At 63.1% G+C, this 19014-nt stretch carries 15 protein-coding genes; 4 read left to right on the top strand and 11 right to left on the bottom strand.

Going from position 1 to position 19014, the window contains the following annotated elements; genetic code table 11:
* Window positions 1-14: 14 nt before the first annotated feature.
* From OK351_RS07995 to OK351_RS07970, 6 genes are all read right to left on the bottom strand, one after another.
* Entirely contained in the window at window positions 15-1112 is a 1098-nt protein-coding gene (locus OK351_RS07995) for an FUSC family protein (protein WP_265157672.1), read from the bottom strand.
* Between the two features lie 129 nt (window positions 1113-1241).
* Window positions 1242-2135 carry a LysR family transcriptional regulator gene (locus OK351_RS07990; protein WP_265157670.1) on the bottom strand — a complete coding sequence of 298 codons (894 nt, stop codon included), beginning with the start codon at window positions 2133-2135 and terminating at the stop codon, window positions 1242-1244.
* Between the two features lie 66 nt (window positions 2136-2201).
* Complete coding sequence (locus OK351_RS07985) at window positions 2202-3527, bottom strand: SH3 domain-containing protein (RefSeq protein ID WP_265157668.1); 1326 nt, start codon at window positions 3525-3527, stop codon at window positions 2202-2204.
* A gap of 210 nt (window positions 3528-3737) precedes the next feature.
* Window positions 3738-4490: an aquaporin Z gene (aqpZ, locus tag OK351_RS07980; protein WP_265157665.1), complete on the bottom strand. Its 753-nt coding sequence runs from the start codon at window positions 4488-4490 to the stop codon at window positions 3738-3740.
* Window positions 4491-4704: 214 nt separating this feature from the next.
* The gene (locus OK351_RS07975) at window positions 4705-6024 is read right to left on the bottom strand and encodes a sensor histidine kinase (RefSeq protein ID WP_265157663.1); all 1320 of its coding nucleotides are present in this window, start codon (window positions 6022-6024) and stop codon (window positions 4705-4707) included.
* Window positions 6025-6639 carry a response regulator transcription factor gene (locus OK351_RS07970; RefSeq protein WP_265157661.1) on the bottom strand — a complete coding sequence of 205 codons (615 nt, stop codon included), beginning with the start codon at window positions 6637-6639 and terminating at the stop codon, window positions 6025-6027. It abuts the gene before it with no gap.
* A gap of 133 nt (window positions 6640-6772) precedes the next feature.
* On the opposite strand from OK351_RS07970, the gene OK351_RS07965 reads away from it, so the two are divergent.
* From OK351_RS07965 to OK351_RS07955, 3 genes are read left to right on the top strand one after another with little or no spacing between them, the layout of a single operon-like run.
* Window positions 6773-7825: an iron ABC transporter substrate-binding protein gene (locus OK351_RS07965; protein WP_265157659.1), complete on the top strand. Its 1053-nt coding sequence runs from the start codon at window positions 6773-6775 to the stop codon at window positions 7823-7825.
* A 59-nt stretch (window positions 7826-7884) separates the two neighbouring features.
* A complete protein-coding gene (locus tag OK351_RS07960) occupies window positions 7885-9372 on the top strand; it encodes an ABC transporter permease (protein ID WP_265157657.1) in 1488 nt (495 codons plus the stop codon).
* A 2-nt stretch (window positions 9373-9374) separates the two neighbouring features.
* Window positions 9375-10406 (top strand): ABC transporter ATP-binding protein, encoded by a 1032-nt coding sequence (locus tag OK351_RS07955; protein WP_265157655.1) that lies wholly within the window; start codon window positions 9375-9377, stop codon window positions 10404-10406.
* 62 nt (window positions 10407-10468) lie between these two features.
* On the opposite strand, the gene OK351_RS07950 is transcribed toward OK351_RS07955, so the two are convergent.
* Window positions 10469-11353, bottom strand: a complete 885-nt coding sequence (locus OK351_RS07950; RefSeq protein WP_265157653.1) for a HipA domain-containing protein — start codon at window positions 11351-11353, stop codon at window positions 10469-10471.
* Between the two features lie 227 nt (window positions 11354-11580).
* Between OK351_RS07950 and OK351_RS07945 the strand changes: the two genes are divergently transcribed.
* On the top strand, window positions 11581-12801 hold the full coding sequence (locus OK351_RS07945; RefSeq protein ID WP_265157651.1) for an ATP-binding protein: 1221 nt from the start codon (window positions 11581-11583) through the stop codon (window positions 12799-12801).
* A gap of 176 nt (window positions 12802-12977) precedes the next feature.
* Here OK351_RS07945 and OK351_RS07940 read toward each other — a convergent pair whose 3' ends face one another.
* The 4 genes from OK351_RS07940 to OK351_RS07925 all read right to left on the bottom strand — a co-directional run bounded on the left by OK351_RS07940 (window position 12978) and on the right by OK351_RS07925 (window position 18992).
* Complete coding sequence (locus OK351_RS07940) at window positions 12978-15065, bottom strand: ABC transporter ATP-binding protein (RefSeq protein WP_265157649.1); 2088 nt, start codon at window positions 15063-15065, stop codon at window positions 12978-12980.
* Entirely contained in the window at window positions 15066-16799 is a 1734-nt protein-coding gene (locus tag OK351_RS07935) for an ABC transporter ATP-binding protein (protein ID WP_265157647.1), read from the bottom strand.
* A 201-nt stretch (window positions 16800-17000) separates the two neighbouring features.
* Window positions 17001-17366, bottom strand: a complete 366-nt coding sequence (locus OK351_RS07930) for an SdpI family protein (RefSeq protein WP_265157645.1) — start codon at window positions 17364-17366, stop codon at window positions 17001-17003.
* 345 nt (window positions 17367-17711) lie between these two features.
* Entirely contained in the window at window positions 17712-18992 is a 1281-nt protein-coding gene (locus tag OK351_RS07925) for an MFS transporter (RefSeq protein ID WP_265157643.1), read from the bottom strand.
* Window positions 18993-19014: the final 22 nt, after the last annotated feature.

Here is a 19014-nt window from a genome sequence, read left to right as displayed (position 1 = left end):
TGGCAGGTTGTGTTTCAATCCACGCGTAGCTGCCCCGCCAGCATGTCTCCGAGCCAGGCCCCGAGGATCCCGGCCGCCACTCCCAACAGGTTCCCGGTTCCACGTTCCCACAGTTCGTGCGCCGAGGTCCCGGGGTCGGCCAGGACGATCATCAGCATGATCAAGGGAGTGAAGAAGCTCAGCGCCAGACCGTAGTTGCGTGTCATATAGGCCTCGGTGGGGAACATCAGCCCGATCACCACCAGCCCCAACAGGGGCGGAGGCAACTGCAGGCTGAAGATCGCCAACAGCGCCGCCAATCCGATCAGGGTTCCGGCGACCCGGTGGGCGCCGCGGCGCAATCTTCCCCGGGCATTGCCGGCCACCAGCGGTACCACCGAACCGGCCAGTACCCAGTGCAGGTTTTCGAAGCCGCACAGGATTCCGGCGCTCCCGGCCAACAGGATCACCAGGGTGTAGCTGCCGGACCGACGCCATGTCATCATCCATTCCTGGGTAGCCGGCGTTGCGTGTGTGCCGGAGCGTGCAGGGGCAAACCGTGCCAGTTGCCCCAGAACCAGGCTGGTCAGCACGCTGGCGGTAAAAACAGCCATGCCGTCCAACGCCACGTGCCCCTCCACGGGTAGGGCAGCCAGTGCTCCGAAGCCGAAGAGCGGGAAGAAGGGCCCGGCCGGGCGCAGGTGGAACCGGTCAGCGGTCACGGAGGCAATGGTTGCGCACAGAATCCCGGCGGCCACCAGCGACCACCCGCGAAGTTCCCACGGTGCGGCCAGGATCCCGGCACACCCGGCCAGAAGCATCAGCCCGCCGGCCAGCAGCTGATCGCGCAGCCTGCGGCCCCGGCGGACACTCCGACCGTACATTCCGGTGACCGACCCGAAAACCGCGTAGATCATCAGCTCCTCACGGCCCAGCAGCAGCAACGACAGCCCGGGAATGGCAAGCCCCAGGCCCACACGGAACGCCGCCGCGTGATCACCGGTACGGTAGAAGAATTTTGCGGGAACGAGCAGGAGAAGGACAACTGCCGTCCAACCCATAACGAGCCGATGGTGCAGGGTGCGAGGCGAGTCGCCGGTTTTCGAGCGCTCCGCGATGTCACCCCTGATCACATTGGCTCCTTACCCGCGGACTATCACCACCCGATGTGGAATATGTCCACGCCATAGCTTGACGCAAATTTTTGATTACGTCCAAGAACTAACTTCAATTGTTCAATCGGCATAACCTATCAACCTATGTCATACTGATTTGTCGGGAAAGATCCATTGGGAAAGTTCCAGCAATGCCCGTGACATCATCGGCATCGGCGTGGAATCGGGCACGATCAGGCAAATCACCGGGGTGATCGGCGAGGGCCCCAGGGTTCGTACCGTGATACCGGATAACGGCCCCAACCCGTCCAGCCATTGGCGCGGCACGATACTGGCCCAGTGGCCGGTTGCCACATGCGAAAGCAGGGACAGCACCGAATCACTCTCGATCCTGGCAGTGGCCGTCAAGCCCTGGGCGGCCAGTGCCTCGTCCAGCACCTGGCGGCCACGCATGGAGGAGTTGAGCAGGCACAGTGGCAACTCCAGCGCCAGGTTCCAGTCGACGTCACCGGCAGGCAACAAGCCCTCTCCGGCAATCAGCACATGTTCCTCGGCGTACAGCGGATGGACGAGCACCCCCTCCGGCGCATTATCCGAGGCATAGATAATGCCCGCGTCCAGTTCGAAGTCACGCACCCGCGCGAGGATCTGGGTGGAACGCAGACTGGTTTCCAGTTGCATTGAGACTCCGGGGTGGGCCCGGGTGAAAGGGTCTGTCAGATGCACGAGGGTGGAGGAAACCGCTGGCACGGTTCCCAGCCGCAGGGTCCCGACCAGACCGGCCTGCACGGCATTGACTTCCTGGAGCAGTGCCTGGTGATCAGCAAGGATACGCCGGGCCCACAGCAGGGCTTTTTGTCCCTCGGCGGTCAGTCCCTGGAAGGAATGTCCGCGGCGTACCAACGGTACCCCCAGTTCGGCTTCCAGCTTCCGGATCGCTTCGGACAGCGCAGGCTGCGAGATCCCGCAGGTCTCGGCGGCCCGGGCAAAGTGTTCCTCCCGGGCCAGCTGAACGAAGTACTCCAATTGCCGTAACATCATCCGTCCATTGCACCACAGGCGACGCCGGCGGTGCATGGCCCCATGGGGGTTACGTAGACCGCGCTACTACTTGCCCACGTATTCGAAATGCCAGGCTTCAGCATAGGGGTTACGGGTGCCATTGGCACGGTATTCCTCCAGGTATGCACGGTGCACCCAGTTGTATTTGTGCGCATTGGCTTTCAGCCACTTGTAGTACTTGCCGCGGAAGGAGTAATCGTAAGTCTCCGGCACATCGATGGCCAGACCCCAGCCGTGGTTCGAGGTACCAGGCTTCGCCGCGATGAACGGCCCCAGATCACGGTAGTAGTATTTCTGGGTATCCAGGGTCCGGTACGCCAGATCGATGTCCAGGTTCTTGCCGAATTTCTTCTTGAAGGCGGTGTTCAACCTGGTCAGATCCGCTAACGCGGGAGCGGCGATTAATGTCTTTTCGGTATCCCACGGGATGGCGACCAGCATCGAGCTGGAAATCTGGCCGTTCTTCTGCTTGAGCACCTGGGCGCGGGTGTACCCCTTGGTGTTCTTGGTGCCGGCGTTGCTACTGCGTTTCAGATCGGAGGATTTCATCCAGCCGCTGATGCCCTGGGTGCGCACGAAATACCAGCCGGAAACCTGCCCGGCGTCTTTTTCCCATTTGGCGTCACGGTAGACGATCGAGTTCTTCGGGATGTCGCTAATGCGCCGCTGTCCACCAACCGAGGCATAGATATCCGCACCGTTGGACCTGGTGAAGTAGCGGTCGGTCAGCCCGGCGCGATTGCTGGTGTACTTGCCAGTGTCCACCTCGCAGCCCTTGGAGCAGGTGGTGACGTACGTGTTGGATACCCACCCGGTTTTGCCGCCCACGGTGACCCTGTACCAGCCATTGGCTGCCTGGCTGGTGGCCTTGGCGGTCTTGCCCTTCGCCAGTTTCGTCACCACGGCGTTACTGGTGCTGCTTCCTTTGCGCACGTTCACGGTGGAGGTGGCCTTCACCCACAACGTCACGGTCTTGGTGGCATTCTTCGGTGCGGGTTTCTTGGTTACGGTCTTCTTCGGGGTACTGCTGGCGACCACGGTCACGTACTTGTTGGATACCCACCCGGTCTTGCCCGAATAGCCCACCTTGTACCAGCCGTTGGAGGCCGTGGCCGAGACGCTGAGGGTCTTGCCCTTCCGAATGGTGAGTACCACCTTGTGGCCGGTACCCGCGCCCGTGCGCATATTCAGGTTGGCCGTGGTCTTCACCTTGGTCACGGTTTTCTTATTCGCCTGCACCTGTACGGCCGTGGTGATCCCGGCGGGGGTCGAGGCGGCGGTGGAGGCCGGGAGGTTGCCCATCACCAGTACGGCCGAAAGGCCCAGGACGGTGAGCATGCGAGGCATGGCGTGCGGGAATTGCGTGGGCATGGATGGGCCTTTCAGGAAGACTTGGCCGGTCAAGACCTGCCGAGCGGTCAACAGGCAGATGACCCGAATGTCTCATCCACTGCCTTGAGTATCGCCCATGGCCATCCATTTACGCAATGACCAGCGCTTTCATGACTGAGGTCCCGTATGCCCACGGACCAGGGCAAGGCCGGGACACGAACCCGCACCCCGCCCCACCCTCGGGGCCGATCAGCCCTTCGCAGCGGCGGTGACCATCTCGGGGAAGAACTTGCCATAGCTGATACCGGCGATCGCCGCGCCCACCAACGGGGCCACGATGAACACCCAGACCTGTCCCAGTGCCTCGGGACCGGCAAACCATGCCACACCCAGGGAGCGGGCCGGGTTGACGGAGGTGTTGGAAATCGGGATCGAGATCAGGTGGATCAGTGTCAGGCTCAGGCCGATCGAAATGCCCGCAAAGCCCTGCGGCGCACGGGTATCGGTCGATCCGAGGATGACGTAGAGGAAGATCGCGGTCAGTACGATTTCGGCAATAAGTACCGCAAGCAGCGAGTAGCCATCCGGCGAGCGCTCGGCGAACCCGTTGGAGGCGAACCCCGATTCAACGGCGTTGAAACCGTCCTTGCCGCTGGCAATCGCAAAGAGCACGCCACCGGCGGCGGAACCGGCAATGACCTGGGTGATCCAATAGGCGGGAACGGCTTTCCACTCGACCCGGCCGGCAATGGCCGCACCGAAGGTCACGGCCGGATTGAAGTGACCGCCGGAAATGTGCCCGACAGCGTAGACCATGACCAGTACGGTCAGGCCGAAGGCCAGTGCAACCCCAAGGAAGCCGATGCCCATGTTGATGGAGTCGTCCGCAACGACCTTGGCAGCGAAGATCGCCGAACCGCAACCGCCGAAGACCAGAACAAAGGTGCCGAGGAATTCGGCCAGGAGTCGGGAGGTCATGGTGGGTGATGATGAGTTAGCCATAGTGATGTGCCTTTCACATTGAAGTGACTGGAACCCCACTGCCAGCTTAGGGTCTGATCTGTCCTTTTTCGATAAAGAATTGATAAATCATCCCGCCGACCACCCTGTGGTCCCTCCACCAGCGCCCAGCGCATACATATTGATTCAGGCATATAGCCTGATCGGGCACTGGTTGTCCTTCAATCCCGTGCCCGACTCACCCGGGGCCGGCAGGTCACCTACTTACCTGCGGCAAGCACACCGTCACCGTGGTGCCCTGGCCTGGGGCGCTCTGCACCTCCATGCGCCCACCAGCGGTAGTCACCGAATACTCCACCAATGCCAATCCGATATGCCCCGCCCTGTCGCGTTGATGCGGGGTGAATCCCCCACCGTCGTCAACCACCTCCAGTCGGGTACCGGTTTTATCGGTGGTCACCCGGACCCCGATCCGGCGTGGGCGGGCGTGGGCCAGCGCATTGCGCAGGAACTCCCGGGCCGCCCGGTAGAGGATGGCCGCCGTCTCGTCACCCGGAGTCGCCTCCAACTGCGTCTGCAGCGTGATCTCCACATCCCCGGTGGCCAACCTGGTGGCCACCTCCTCCAGCGCCTGTTGCAGGGTCTGGCCTGTGACGTGGATGTCGTAGAACTCGCTGAGCAGGGAGCGCAGCTGGCGATTGTCCTCACCCAGAATGCCGGCAAGGCACCGCAACAGCTCCGGATCCACTTGTTCAGTGGCTGCCTTGTCCGCCGCGGACTGCAGCACCATGGCCGCTCCGGCAAGGTCCTGGATCACCCCGTCGTGCAATCGGCGGGCCAACTGCCGGCGTTCCTCGTCCCGGGCCGTCTCGGCGTAGGCCAGCGCATCATGGCGTTCGGCGGACAGTGCGTGCAGACGGCGGAACAGCGTCATGGTCAACGGGACTAGGACCAGCGCGAGCAACAGCAGTCCGCCGAACATGATCGGCAGCTGCAGGGCCAGGGAGCGTTCGGTCATCTCCCGGGCGTAGACCGGGGTGTACACCTCCAGGCGCATGGCGTTTCCTGCACGGTCGGTGAAACCGATGAAGGTCTCACGCAGTTCCTCCGGTGTCCCGTATTCGAAACGGTGCTCGATATCATCCGGGACCGGGAGCACCACCGCTTCCCCGGCATCCAACCGTTCTGCCAGTTCCCGGGAGAAGGTACGGCTCTCCCCCTCAAGGCGGGCCTCGTCGGAGAAGACCACCAGCACCGATTCGCCTTCCACCTTCCACACCTTGAGGCGCATGACCATCCCTGAATCGAAATAGCCCTGCAGGTCCGCCAGCAGCCGTTGCCGGTCGATCTGCTCCGGGTCACCGAAATCGGTGGTGGAGACGGTTTCGGTGACCGAGGCGGCCAGGTGGCGGGCTACCGATTCGGCTACCCTGTCCGCATCCTGGCGCGTGAGCTTCCAATCGGCGATCACCACCGCGCCGAGCACCAGAACCAGCACGATAGCGGTGGTAGCCAGGTACCAGCCAAGGATCCGACGTACCGCGGAGTCGATCCGCTCCCGGTTCTTCGTTGCCATCTAGGCCACGGAGACGAGCAGGCCAAGCCGCCGCGCCTTGGCCACGGCATCCAGCTGGGATCGGCAGTTGAGCTTGGCCAGGATGGACTTGATGTGGTCACGCACCGTATGCAGGGACAGTCCCAGGCTTTCGGTGATCTGCTGGGCTCCAAGCCCGGCCCCCAGCAGTTCGAGCACCTCCTGCTCCCGCGGGGTGAGCGGACGGCCGGCATCCTCGACCCTCACCAGGTTGCCGGTCAGGACCGGCTGCTTGGTGCTGGCGTGGCGCACCGCCTGGACCACTTCGCGCAGGCTGCCGTTCTTGGTAAGGAAGCCGCAGGCCCCGGCGGCCAGGGCAGCCCTGGCCAACTGGTCGCGCGGATGGGCGGTGAGCATGATGTACCGGGCCTCGGGGCGGAGTTCACGCAACCGGGACACCACGTCGATTCCGCTGCCGTCGGGTAGCTGGACATCGATGATGGCCACCGAGAACTCATGTCGGGCGGCCACCGCCACCGCCTCGGCGACACTGCGCGCCGTCAGCCGACAGCTGATGCCCTCGGAGTCGTTCAACGCCAGCTGCAACAACTCGGCGAACACCGTGTGGTCATCGACGACCAGGACTTCATGTGTCATCTGTAACGGTCCGTTCGTTTCGTGGCGATACTGAACATTTCCCCAATTCTAGGGATTCACCCCCCTTCAGGCCAAGGATAGCCTTATCTAAGTCGACACAATCCATCACTCGCGCACGCCCAGAAAGAATTCAATGCCACCTCAACGCAAGAAGTCCCTCACCCTGACCGGATCGCTGCTGGCCGCCACCCTGCTGCTGAGCGCCTGCTCCGGATCGCCGGGTACTTCCGGTGAAGCCGACACCGATAACGGCACCGGGACCGGAAGCCTGGTGGTCTACTCGGGCCGGGACGCCGAACTGGTGGACCCGCTCATCGAGCAGTTCGAGGAAGCCAGCGGCATCGAGGTGCGGGTGCGCTACTCGGGCACCACCGAGCTGGCCGCCCAGCTGCTGGAAGAGGGCAGCCGCACCCCGGCCCAGGTCTTCCTCGCCCAGGACGCCGGTGCCCTGGGCGCGGTAAGCGCCGAGGACCTGTTCAGCACCCTGCCCGAGGACGTCACCTCGCTGGTAGCCGAGGACTACACCTCGGCCGATGGCTCGTGGGTGGGTCTGACCGGCCGGGCCCGGGTCATCGCCTTCGACAGCGAAACCTACTCCCAGGACCAGGTCCCGGGAGATGTCTTCGACCTGCTGGATGAGCAGTACCGCGGACAGATCGGGTTCGCGCCCAGCAACGCCTCCTTCCAGTCCTTCGTGACCGCACTGCGCGTCGAGGAAGGCGAGGAACGGGCCCGCGAATGGCTGGAAGGGCTGAAGGCCAACGACGCCCAGGCCTTTGCCCGCAACGGCGAGATCCTGGAAGCCGTGAACAACGGTGCCATCGGCCTGGGGCTGATCAACCACTACTACTGGGCCCGTTCGGAACAGGACCCGACCACCCTGCGCGCACAGCTGAAGTTCGGGGATCCCGGCTCGGTCTCGGCACTGGTCAACGTCACCGGGGTGGGGATCCTGCAGAACGCTGCCGAGAGCCCCGAGGCCATGGAGTTCGTGAAGTTCATGCTCTCGGAGCATGCGCAGACCTTCTTCGTGGAGCAGACCGCCGAATACTCGCTGGTTGACGGAATGCCCGGCCCCGCCGGGGTTCCGCCGCTGTCCGAGCTGGGCGGACCCGATATCAACCTGTCGGACCTGTCCTCGCTGGAGCAGACCGTTGAGCTGATCACCGAGGTGGGGCTGCTCTGAGCACCACCATCAGCCGGCACCGTAGGGGGACGTCCAGACGACGTCCCCCTACGGTGCTGTTGTCACTAGCCGCCCTGGTGGCACTGGCCACCGTCCTGCCGCTGATCCAGCTGGTCCTCCGGGCCTCGGGAACCGGATTCGAGGCGTTCACCACCACCTTGCTGCGTCCCCGGACCCTGCACCTGCTGGGCAATACGCTGGCGTTGTGCTCGGTGGTAGCCGCAGGTTGCTTCATCCTGGGGGTGCTCACCGCGTGGGTGATCGTGCAGTACCGGCTGCCGGCCCGCCGCCTGTGGTGGATCCTGGCCTGCCTGCCGTTGGCGGTTCCCTCCTATGTGGCCGCCTTCGCCTGGCTGGCCACCTGGCCCGGAATCCACGGCTTCTGGCCGCTGTGCGCGGTGATGATCCTGACCACCGTTCCACTGGTGACGATCCCGACCCTGGGTGCACTGGTGCTGGCCGACAAATCGCTGGTGGATGTGGCACGGACTCTGGGACGCGGACCGATCCATACCCTCATCACGGTGACCCTGCCGCAGATCCTGCCGGCCGCACTGGCCGGGACACTGCTGGTGGTGCTCTATACGCTCTCGGACTTCGGCGCCCCGGCCATGCTGCGCTTCGAGACCCTGACCACCGGGGTATACGGTCTGTTCACCGGCGGGTTGAACCGCACCGCCGCCGCGTCCCTGGCCCTGCTCTTGGCGGCGGTGGCCCTGGCGTGCGTCAGCGGTGAGCGGGCCTTGCGCCATCGCACCGGCAACCCGGCCCGCTCGGCACGCACCGGCAGCTACGGGACCCGCCGGCTTCCGAGCTTCACGGCGATCGTGGTCCAGCTGGCCCTGGGCGCAGTGGCTTTTGCCGCCATCGGGTTCCCGGTGCTGGCTTTGCTGCTGCGGATGGCCGATTCGGTACGCTACGCGGCCGATTGGGCCCGGCTGCTCGAGGCGACCGCCAGCACCCTGGCACTCGGCGCGGTAGCCGCCAGCATCACTGTGGCAGTGGCCCTGCCCATCGCTTACCTGGCCTCGCGCTACCGCAGCAGGGTGGTGAACCTGCTCGAGTCGCTCTCTTTCCTGGGCGACGCCCTGCCCGGGGTGGTGGTGGCCTTGGCCCTGGTCAGTCTGGCCCTGCTGCTCGGTCCCGGCGCCTACCAGAGCACCGCGGTGCTGCTGGCCTGTTATGTCGTGCTGTTCGTGCCCAAGTCCATCGGTTCCTCGCGCAGCGCCTTCGACCTCATCCCGGTGCAGACCGAGGATGTCTCCCGCACCCTGGGCCGTTCGGCGTTCTCCACCTGGGTCTCGGTCACCCTGCGCGGGGCCTGGCCGGGGATCGCCTCCGGCTGGCTGCTGGTCCTGGTCTCGGTCTTCAAGGAACTGCCCGCCACCTTGATGTTGCGGCCGATCGGTGTCTCCACGCTGGCCACCGAGTTGTGGGGCAAGACCACGCTGGGAGCCTACGGTGCCGCCGCCCCCATTGGTATCCTGTTGATCCTCGTCGGGTTGCTCCCGGCCTGGTGGCTCAGTAGGAGTGTTAAAACGGAATGAGTATGCAGCTACACGCAATCACGGCCAGCCACATCCCCGGCCAGCCGGTACTTCAGGACATCTCGTTGACGGTGGCCCCCGGCGAACTGCTGGCCGTGCTCGGCCCGTCGGGCAGCGGCAAGACCACGCTGTTGCGGGTGATAGCCGGGCTGCACCGGGCCGATGCCGGAAACATCCGGCTCAACGGCCGGGACATCACCGGCCTGCGCCCCGAGGCCCGGCGTATCGGGCTGGTCCCGCAGGATGGCGCCCTGTTCCCCCACCTGTCGGTGGCCGCGAACATCGCGTACGGCATCCGCGGGCCGCGGACCCGCAAGGCCGCCGCGGCCCACCCACGGGTCCGCGAACTGCTGGCCCTGGTGCGGTTGGAGGCGTTGGCCGACCGGATGCCGCACCAGCTGTCCGGCGGCCAGCAGCAGCGCGTGGCGTTGGCCCGGGCGCTGGCCCCGCACCCCGACCTGGTGCTGTTGGATGAGCCGTTCAGCGCGCTGGATGCCGCACTGCGCCAGCAGGTGCGCGAGGAGGTCAGCGAGGTGCTGTCCCGCAGCTCGGTGGCCGCCATCCTGATCACCCACGACCAGGCCGAGGCGCTGTCGTTGGGGGATCATGTGGCCATCCTCCATGAAGGACGGCTTGTCCAGAGCGGGACACCCCACCAGATCTATACCGCACCGCGCGACCGCTGGGTGGCCGAGTTCGTTGGCGAGGCCAATTTCCTTGACGGCTCCCAAAGCGGGCAGCTGGTGCAGACCCGGTTGGGCTTGCTACCGGTAGCCGACTCCCGGGCTACTGACGGGCCGGTGCAGGTCATGGTCCGTCCCGAGCAACTCCAGCTGGAAACCGGTGACGGCACGGGGCATCCGGCCACGGTGATCACCCAACAGTACTTCGGCCACGACCAGCTCACCCGGGTGCAGCTGGCCGGATCGAACGGTTCTCCGGCCCCGACCCTGCTGTGCCGCACCAACCGGATCCACCAACCCGGCCAGGAAGTGCTGGTTCACGCCGAAGGCCCGTTCCACCTCATCGGGTAGCGTCCGCCTGGTGGCGTACCGTTCAGGGCAGCAGCTGGCGTTCGGCCTTCCCACGAATCGAGTCACAGAGCCCGGCCGGTCGCCCTCGGATGCGGTACGGCACCCAGGGTGTCATCCAGGTGCTCAAGAATCCCCCGGGCAACCGATGCCACCAACCCACGTAGCAAGGCGGGGTCCACTCTGCAGTTTCGGGCCTCGCTGTCCCAGGATTCCGCCCCCACATGCTTTGCTTGGCCGGCCCGGCCCACCGGCATTGACAACGACTGGTCGTATTCGGGGAACATGCCCATGGGAATGGCATCGTAGAGCGGGCTGATCTCGATTCGAGTGGCCGTATGGAGCACCGAATAGTTCTCGGCGTGGGCGTCCGAATTGCCGATCAGGACGTTGAAAGCGAATAGTTTCAGGAACGCCTCGAGCAGCTTCTCCGGCTGCGGCTGCTTCCTGAGCAGGGCAACGATGCCTTGGGCATGGATCGAGTATTTCTCACAGGCCGGGCGCCCGAGGGCCTGGGTCATATCCTCGGCATGCAATCGGGCCACCAGACCGTCCGGTCCTGGTAGGCGGTCGAAACGCTCGATAACAAAGCATGAATCACCGGCAAAGGTCTCCTGCCGGGCTACGGCTGCCCGCACCCCGGCCCGCCGGGCCAGATCCAGGGTAGCTGCCTCGATCTGTTCCAAACCGGTATGCGCCAGGCTTTCGGGCTTCAGGATATGAGTTGACGGGGTCACCGAATCCGACCAGAACAGCCTCTCACCATGCCTGGCCAAGGCGAACTTGGATTGCGTTCCGGCCAACGAAAAACGTGGAATCATCCCGGTGCGCGTGTATCCGGTTCCACCATGTCGAATCTCGCGAATCCGGTCGGCAATATCGTCATTTCGCACACGCATCAGGTACGGAACGCGTTGCGCGGAGCCGTCCTCATCCGGGTGCAAGACCACGCCCCCAGGCAGGTCACCACCAATTACACATAGCAGGCCCCAAGTAGAACTACGTAGTCCTTACTATCCACGGTCTTCGTGCTTCATGGGCAGCCTTCAACTTGCCAATCAGATAGTCATGACCGAAAGTCCGATCCCCGCTAACCACGGTTTTCGCGCATCCTTATGAATCTTAGGTAGGTTTATTTGTTCTAGATAAAGTAGCCTAAGAATTATAAACTGAAGTCATGGACCCACTTCTGAACCCTTATACTCCGAATGCTGGAGCGAAACCACCAATTGTCGTTGGAAGAGATGATCAGCTGGCGAATTTCGACTTACTATTGGCTCGACTCGTTAGAGGCCGAACCGAACAGTCGATGATCATCACAGGCCTTCGCGGAGTCGGGAAGACGGTACTGCTGGGCCAATTCCGTTCTAAAGCCCTAGCAGCTAACTGGGTTACCGTTGAAATCGAGGCTTCCAAACATGAAGAAGACGCATTTCGACGCGACCTGTTCTTTAAGATTCGTTCAGCACTATTCGAATTGTCCCCGAAAGCCCGCTGGGACGATCGCTTGCGAAGAGCCGCAAGCGTATTGAAATCATTCAGTTTTACGTTTGATCCCTCAGGGAGCGTATCAGCCAGTCTCGATGTAGAAGCAGCTGATGGCTCAGCCGATTCTCATGTTCTATCCATGGACTTGACCGAATTGGTCTTGGCTATCGGGGAAGCCGCAAGTACCCGTGACCGGGGCATAGTTTTCCTAATCGACGAGATCCAGTTCCTACAACGCCCTCAGCTGGAAGCCTTGATAACAGCGATACACAAAACTGTTCAACGCACCCTCCCCGTAACTTTGGTGGGAGCGGGGTTGCCTCAGATTGCTGAGCTGGCAGGGGATGCCAAGTCTTACGCCGAACGCCTATTCAAGTTCCCTCAAATCGGTGTCTTGAACTCTCAGGACGCACAGACAGCCATTAGTCGTCCCGCGAGCGAGGAGAACGTCGAGTTTACGCCTGAGGCTCTGGCCCTTGCCGAAGAAATCACGGGCGGTTACCCGTATTTCATTCAAGAACTAGGTTCAGCGATTTGGTCAGTTGCGGAAACCTCACCAGTGACGAAGCAGGTTGTACAAGAGGCCGAACCTGCGTACGTCGCGAAATTAGATGCTTCTTTCTTCAGAGTGCGTCTTGACCGGGCAACTCCATTGCAAAGCGCCTATTTGAGGGCGATGGGAGGTTTAGGTCCCCAGCCACAGAAGGCTAGCGACGTGGCCGCTCAAATGGGGAGAACATCTGAGAATCTCGCTCCTACACGCGCCGAACTAATCAATATGGGCTTGCTCTATACCCCTGAGCATGGGTATGCCGCGTTTACCGTCCCGCACTTTGACAAGTTCATACTTCGCGCAATGCCAACTCTTGAGGTGCCGGAGAAACGGAACTCGGGTCGAAAAGCTCGATAATACGGCTACGTCTAGTGCGCAACGAGATGAAACTAATTGCGGCTGACACCTATAAGGCACGATTCGGTTGCTCCGTTTAGGCGAGTACAGTACCCCTGAATTATGGGCCCGTGAACAACAAAGCCGTGGCCTGGGAGTGCTTCCCACCGACCACGGCATTGTCGTTATATCCGGAACTATTCGGTTGATGCCTCGGCATCCGGACCCGGGATCTCCGCCACCGGGATCCCTCCGGTCGCAGCCGGTACCGCGGAGGTATCCGGATTGGCATCCACATCCTCGGCCGGACCGGAGAACTGCGACTGGTACAGCCGGAAGTAGGCACCTTGGCGGGCCAACAACTGCTCGTGATTGCCCTGTTCCACGATCCGCCCGGATTCCATCACCAGGATGGTATCGGCATCACGGATGGTGGACAGCCGGTGGGCGATCACGAAGCTGGTACGGTCGGTGCGCAGCGCCGCCATGGCGTGCTGCACCAGCAGTTCGGTACGGGTATCCACCGAGCTGGTGGCCTCATCCAGGATCAGCAGCGACGGATTGGCCACGAACGCCCGGGCGATGGTGATCAACTGCTTTTCACCGGCCGAGACGTTGGTGCCCTCCTCGTCGATGATCGTGTCGTAGCCCTCGGGCAGGGCCCGCACGAAGCGGTCCACGAAGGTCGCCTTGGCGGCCTCGATGACCTCCTCGTCCGTGGCATCCAGACGACCATAACGGATGTTCTCCATGATGGTCCCACCGAACAGCCAGGCATCCTGCAACACCATGCCGACCTTGGAGCGCAGATCGGCGCGGGACAGATGGGTGATATCCACATTGTCCAGCATGATCCGTCCGGAGTTCAGCTCGTAGAAACGCATCACCAGGTTCACCAGCGTGGTCTTGCCCGCGCCGGTAGGCCCGACAATGGCCACGGTGTGTCCCGGGTCCGCGTCGAAGGACAGGTTCTCGATCAGCGGCTTGTCCGGGGTGTAGGAGAAGCTCACGTTCTCGAAGGACACATGCCCGTCGGTGCGCTCGGGCAGCTGCTGGCGGGCATCTTCCGGATCCTGCTCCTCGGCATCCAGCAGCTCAAAGGTGCGTTCGGCCGAGGCCACACCGGACTGCAGCATATTCGCCAGGCCGGCCATCTGCGCCAGTGGCTGGGTGAACTCGCGCGAGTACTGGATGAACGCCGTGGCGTCTCCCAGGGTCATGCCACCGGAGGCCACCCGCAGGCCGCCGACTACCGCGATGCCCACATAGGACAGGTAGGAAATGAAGTTCATGACCGGCATGATCATGCCCGAGACGAACTGGGCGCCGAAGCTGGCCTTGTAGAGTTCGTCGTTGCGCTGGGTGAAACGTTCGACCATGTCGTCCTCGCGGCCGAAGACCTTCATCAGGTCGTGGCCGGAGAAGGATTCCTCGATCTGCCCGTTCAGCGCGCCGGTGTTCTTCCACTGGGCGGTGAACATCTTCTGCGCCCGGGTTCCGATGATGCCTGCGGCCACCGCGGACAGCGGCAGGGCCACCAGCGCGATCAGTGCCAGCTGCCAGGAGACCACGAACATCATGATGACGATGCCGATCACGCTCAACGCCGACTGCACCAGCTGGCTCAGGGCCTGCTGCAGCGCATTTTGGATGTTGTCCACGTCGTTGGTGACGCGGGAGAGGATGTCTCCTCGCTGACGGGTATCGAAGTAGTTCAACGGCAGCGCGTTGATCTTGTCCTCGACGTCCTTGCGCAGCTTGTGCACCACGCGCATGACCAGCTTGTTCAGCAGCCAGCCCGAAAGCCACATGAAGATCGAGGCCACGAAGTACATGGACAGCACGATCAGGATGTAGCGCGAGAGCTGGGTGAAGTCGATTCCCTGACCGGGCACGAAATCGATGCGCGAGAGCATATCGGCCTGCGTATCCTGGCCCGAGGCCCGCAACTGCTCGATCAACAGTTCCGCAGGGGTTCCCTCGGGCAGGTTGCGCCCGATCAGGCCGGCGAAGATCACGTCCATGGCACGGCCCAGCACCCGCGGGGCGATCACCGAGAGCACCACGTAGATGCCGATCATGGCGAAGACGAGGATCATGCCCAGTTTGTAGGGCGAGAGCAGCCCGACCAGGCGCTTGGCCGATGGCCAGAAGTGCTGGGCCTTACGCACCGGGGCTTCTTCCCAGGTGTCTCCGGCGGCGGCTACCGCGAATTCGTCGATTTCCTCGAGATCCACATCGGTGTCCACCACGGGAGCGGTGTTTTTCTTTGACTTACCACGCATTTAAGCCACCTCCTCCGCGCTGAGCTGTGATGAAACGATTTCTTGGTAGGTCTCCGAGGTCTCCAGCAGTTCCTCGTGGGTACCACGCGCCACGATCTGCCCATGGTCCAAGACCAGGATCTGGTCTGCCTGGGTGATGGTGGAAACACGCTGTGCCACGATGATCACCGCGGCGTCCTTGGTCGGTTCGGCCAGGGCGGCACGAAGTTTCGCGTCCGTGGCCACGTCCAGTGCGGAGAAGGAATCATCAAAGAGGTAGGTCCGCGGCTTGGCGGCCAAGGCACGGGCAATGCACAGGCGCTGGCGCTGGCCGCCCGAGACGTTGGTACCACCCTGGGAGATCCGGGATTCCAGCTGGTCCTCGCGTTCGGTGACGAAATCCTCGGCCTGCGCGATGCGCAGCGCCTCCCAGAGTTCCTCCTCGCTGGCATTCTGCGCACCGAAGCGCAGGTTGCTGGCGATGGTTCCGGAGAACAGGTACGGACGCTGCGGTACGGCCGAGATGTTCCTGGAGATCGTGTCGCGCCCCAATTCGTCCACCGGCACCCCGCCGATGAGGATCTGGCCGCGAGTCACGTCGTAGAGCCGTGGAATCAGGTTCAGCAAGGTGGTCTTGCCCGAACCGGTCGACCCGATGATCGCGGTGACCTGCCCGGGTTCGGCAGTGAAGGACAGGTTGTTCAGCACCGGTGCCTCGGCACCTGGGTAGCCGAAGGTGACGTTGCGGAACTCCACGGTGCCCGGGGTAGGCAGCTGGGTGTCGCGTTCCTCGGCCTCGGTCATGCTCGGCTCGGTATCCAGGACCTCGCCGATACGGTCGGCGGAGACCATGGCGCGGGGCACCATCATGGCCATGAAGGTACCCATCATGACAGCCATGAGGATCTGCAGCAGGTACTGCAGGAACGCGGTCAGTGCGCCGACTTCCACCTGGTTGTTATCCACCCGGTGCCCACCGAACCACAGCACGGCGGCGGTGGACAGGTGAAGGATCATGGAGATCGCCGGGAACATCAGCACAAAGAGGTTACCGACCCTGATACCCAGGTTGGTCAGCTTCTGGTTCGCCTCGCCGTAGCGTTCGGTTTCGTGACCTTCACGCACGAAGGCACGAACGACGCGGATACCGGTGATTTGCTCGCGCAACACCCCGTTGATCCCGTCGATGCGGGTCTGCATCTGGCGGAACAGCGGCATCAACTTGATGACCAGGATGCCCACCACGACCAGCACCACCGGCACCGAAACCCAGACCAGCCAGGACAGGCCGGGATCCTCGCGGATCGCCATGATCACGCCGCCGATGGACATGATCGGGGCGGTGATCATGAAGTTCAACGCCATCAGGGTCAGCATCTGGACCTGTTGCACGTCGTTGGTGCCACGGGTGATCAGGGTGGCTGCGCCGAACTTGTTCACGTCCTGGGCGGAGAAGGTGGAGACCTGTTCGAACACGGCCTGGCGGATGTCGCGCCCCAGGCTCATCGCGGTCTTGGCACCGAAGTACACAGCGGCGATGGCGGTGGCCACCTGGATGAAGGCGACCCCCAGCATGATCCCGCCGGTACGCCAGATGTAGTCGATATCGGTGTTGACCACACCGACATCGATGATCCTGGCATTCAGGCTGGGCAGCATCAGGGTGGCAATCGTGGTCGCCAGTTGCAGTACGAATACTGCAATGATCCACCCTGTATATGGTTTGGAGTGTCTCAGGATGAGCTTCAGAAGCATGTGGTTAGTCCTCGCTAGCGTCTACCCCTGCATAGCTGCGCGCTCCGTTTTACGGCACAACGAAACAAGGGCGAAAGCCAGTCTAGTAGCCTGCACCGACCGTTGGAGTCATCCTTTCGATTGATGTTTACCAATCAGTTATGATCTGCGGCACTTCCGCATGTTTCCGGGGGAGAATATCCCCTGTCGTACACCTCTTGACTACCCGGTGGTGACCTCCTGTGCGGCCCGGTTGGCGTGGTGAGCGGCAACGAACAGCCAGCATAGAACCAGCAGGTACCCGGCGCCGGCCACGGCAAAACCAGCGATCGGGGTGACCACCAGGGCGGCGAGGATTGCGGCGGCCAGCAGCGCCCAGCCGCTGTTTGCGGCACGCCGGGTGGCCGGGACTGCGGCGGCATGCCCTGCGACCCAGGCATCGTCCGAGGCCTGCGTATGGCGGGTGCGGATCCCGATCGCTCCGTTGCGGCGCAACGTTCGGCGTTGCATCGGCCCGATGAGGCACTGGGCGGTGAGGGACAGGAACAGCAACCCGAACAGGAACGGCACCAACTCGATCAGCTGCATAGTCCCCGCTTACGTTCCATGGACTTGGACACGATCATTGAACCACACCGCAGGGCGACGACACACACCCGGGATACCGGCACATCACCCGCAGGCCGGATAACCTCAGCGGTTTGCGCCAGGCCGGATCGTAACGGACGGCTGCGCATCGAAGGCCGGGTTGGGGTAGCCAGTCCATCCGGGTCATATTATTGGCCGGCCGACCGAGGAAAGGCAGCACGGATATTCCCTTCACAAATGCTGACCTCCCGTTTCTCTCCGGCTTCAGGGACTTCACGAATCCCCACGGGCACCACGGCCCTGCCCCACATGTAGTGCGGGGCAGGGCCGTGGGCTTCCTTGCTGTTATTTCACCGACCGGATGGGCACGATGCATAACGCACCGAGCACGGCGGCGATCGTTCCGGCCAGGAACAGGGCGGCGAAATTCTGCGGGTTCGCCGCGGAGGCACCGATCGCCAGCAGCGCCGGGGCCACGGCCGGAACCACCGAGGATGGCAGGGACATGGCAAGGTTCATGATGCCCAGGTCCTTGGCATGGGTCTTCGGATCCGGCAGCACATCGATCACCAGTGCCATGTCCACTGCGAAGTACACTCCTTGGCCGATCCCCATAATGGCGACCGCCAGCAGGAACATCGGGTAGCTGTTCGCGGTGGCGATCACCGCCAGGCCGATGGCGAACACCACGGCCGAACCGATGACAAAGGGCTTGCGCCGCCCGACCAGGTCCGACCACTTGGCCAGCAACGGGGCGAACAGCAGAGAAAGCCCGGTGGACAGGATGGAGGCGGCGAAGATGGAGGATCCCACCACGGCCGGATCGATTCCGTGGACCATGATCAGGTAGAAGGCCTGGTAGGAGTTGACCGAGGCCACCCCGAAGAAGATCAACATACGGCTCCACCACGCCCAGCCGAAGGCCGGGTGGCGCAAGGGATTGACCCAGAAGGTCCCCATGAATTCCCTGGCGGAAAAGGCCGGTCGCAACGACTTCTCCAACCGGGTGTCCCGCAAGGAGAAGGCCAGGACCAGCAGGCAGAGCATGGCCACGGCGGCCGGGACGAAGAACATGGCGGCGAGGTTGGGCTGGACGAGTTGGGCCAGGAACAGGCCGAGCAACGCCCCCAGGGGAAGCCCCAGCCCCAGGACGGCCGAGGGAAGACCACGGTGCTCGGCGGCGAACTGGTCCGGGACGACAGCGGAGCAGGCCACCAGGGCGCAGACCGCGCCCAGCGTGGTGAGCACGTATCCGCAGGTGAGCACCGCGGTACTGGCCGCACTGACACTCAGGTAGGCTCCGGCACCGAGCAACACGATCCCCGCGAACAGGTAGGGACGGCGCCGTCCCCAGCGGGAGGTGGTCGAGTCACTCAGCCGGCCGATCACCGGGTATCCGAGCAGGGCGAACAGGCTGCCGACCCCCACCACCACGGACAGCACTGTGGTGGCCCTTTCGTCACTGATCTCCGAGGCCTTCAGCGACAAGGTCAGGATCGCGTTGGACATCAAGGCCGCATGGGTGCTGGTCACGGCCAGGGTCAGGGCGGCAATAAACCATAGACCGGGCCTCTTGTGCGGCACCGATGTGGTACTTGCCCCGGGCGGGGCATCGATTTGGGACATGGTAGTTCTCCTATGAACTGGG

Source organism: Glutamicibacter sp. MNS18 (assembly GCF_026107515.2).
Taxonomy (GTDB): Bacteria; Actinomycetota; Actinomycetes; order Actinomycetales; family Micrococcaceae; genus Glutamicibacter.
The sequence above is the reverse complement of the archived record's forward strand: the minus strand, read 5'-3'. Positions and strand labels throughout refer to the sequence as shown.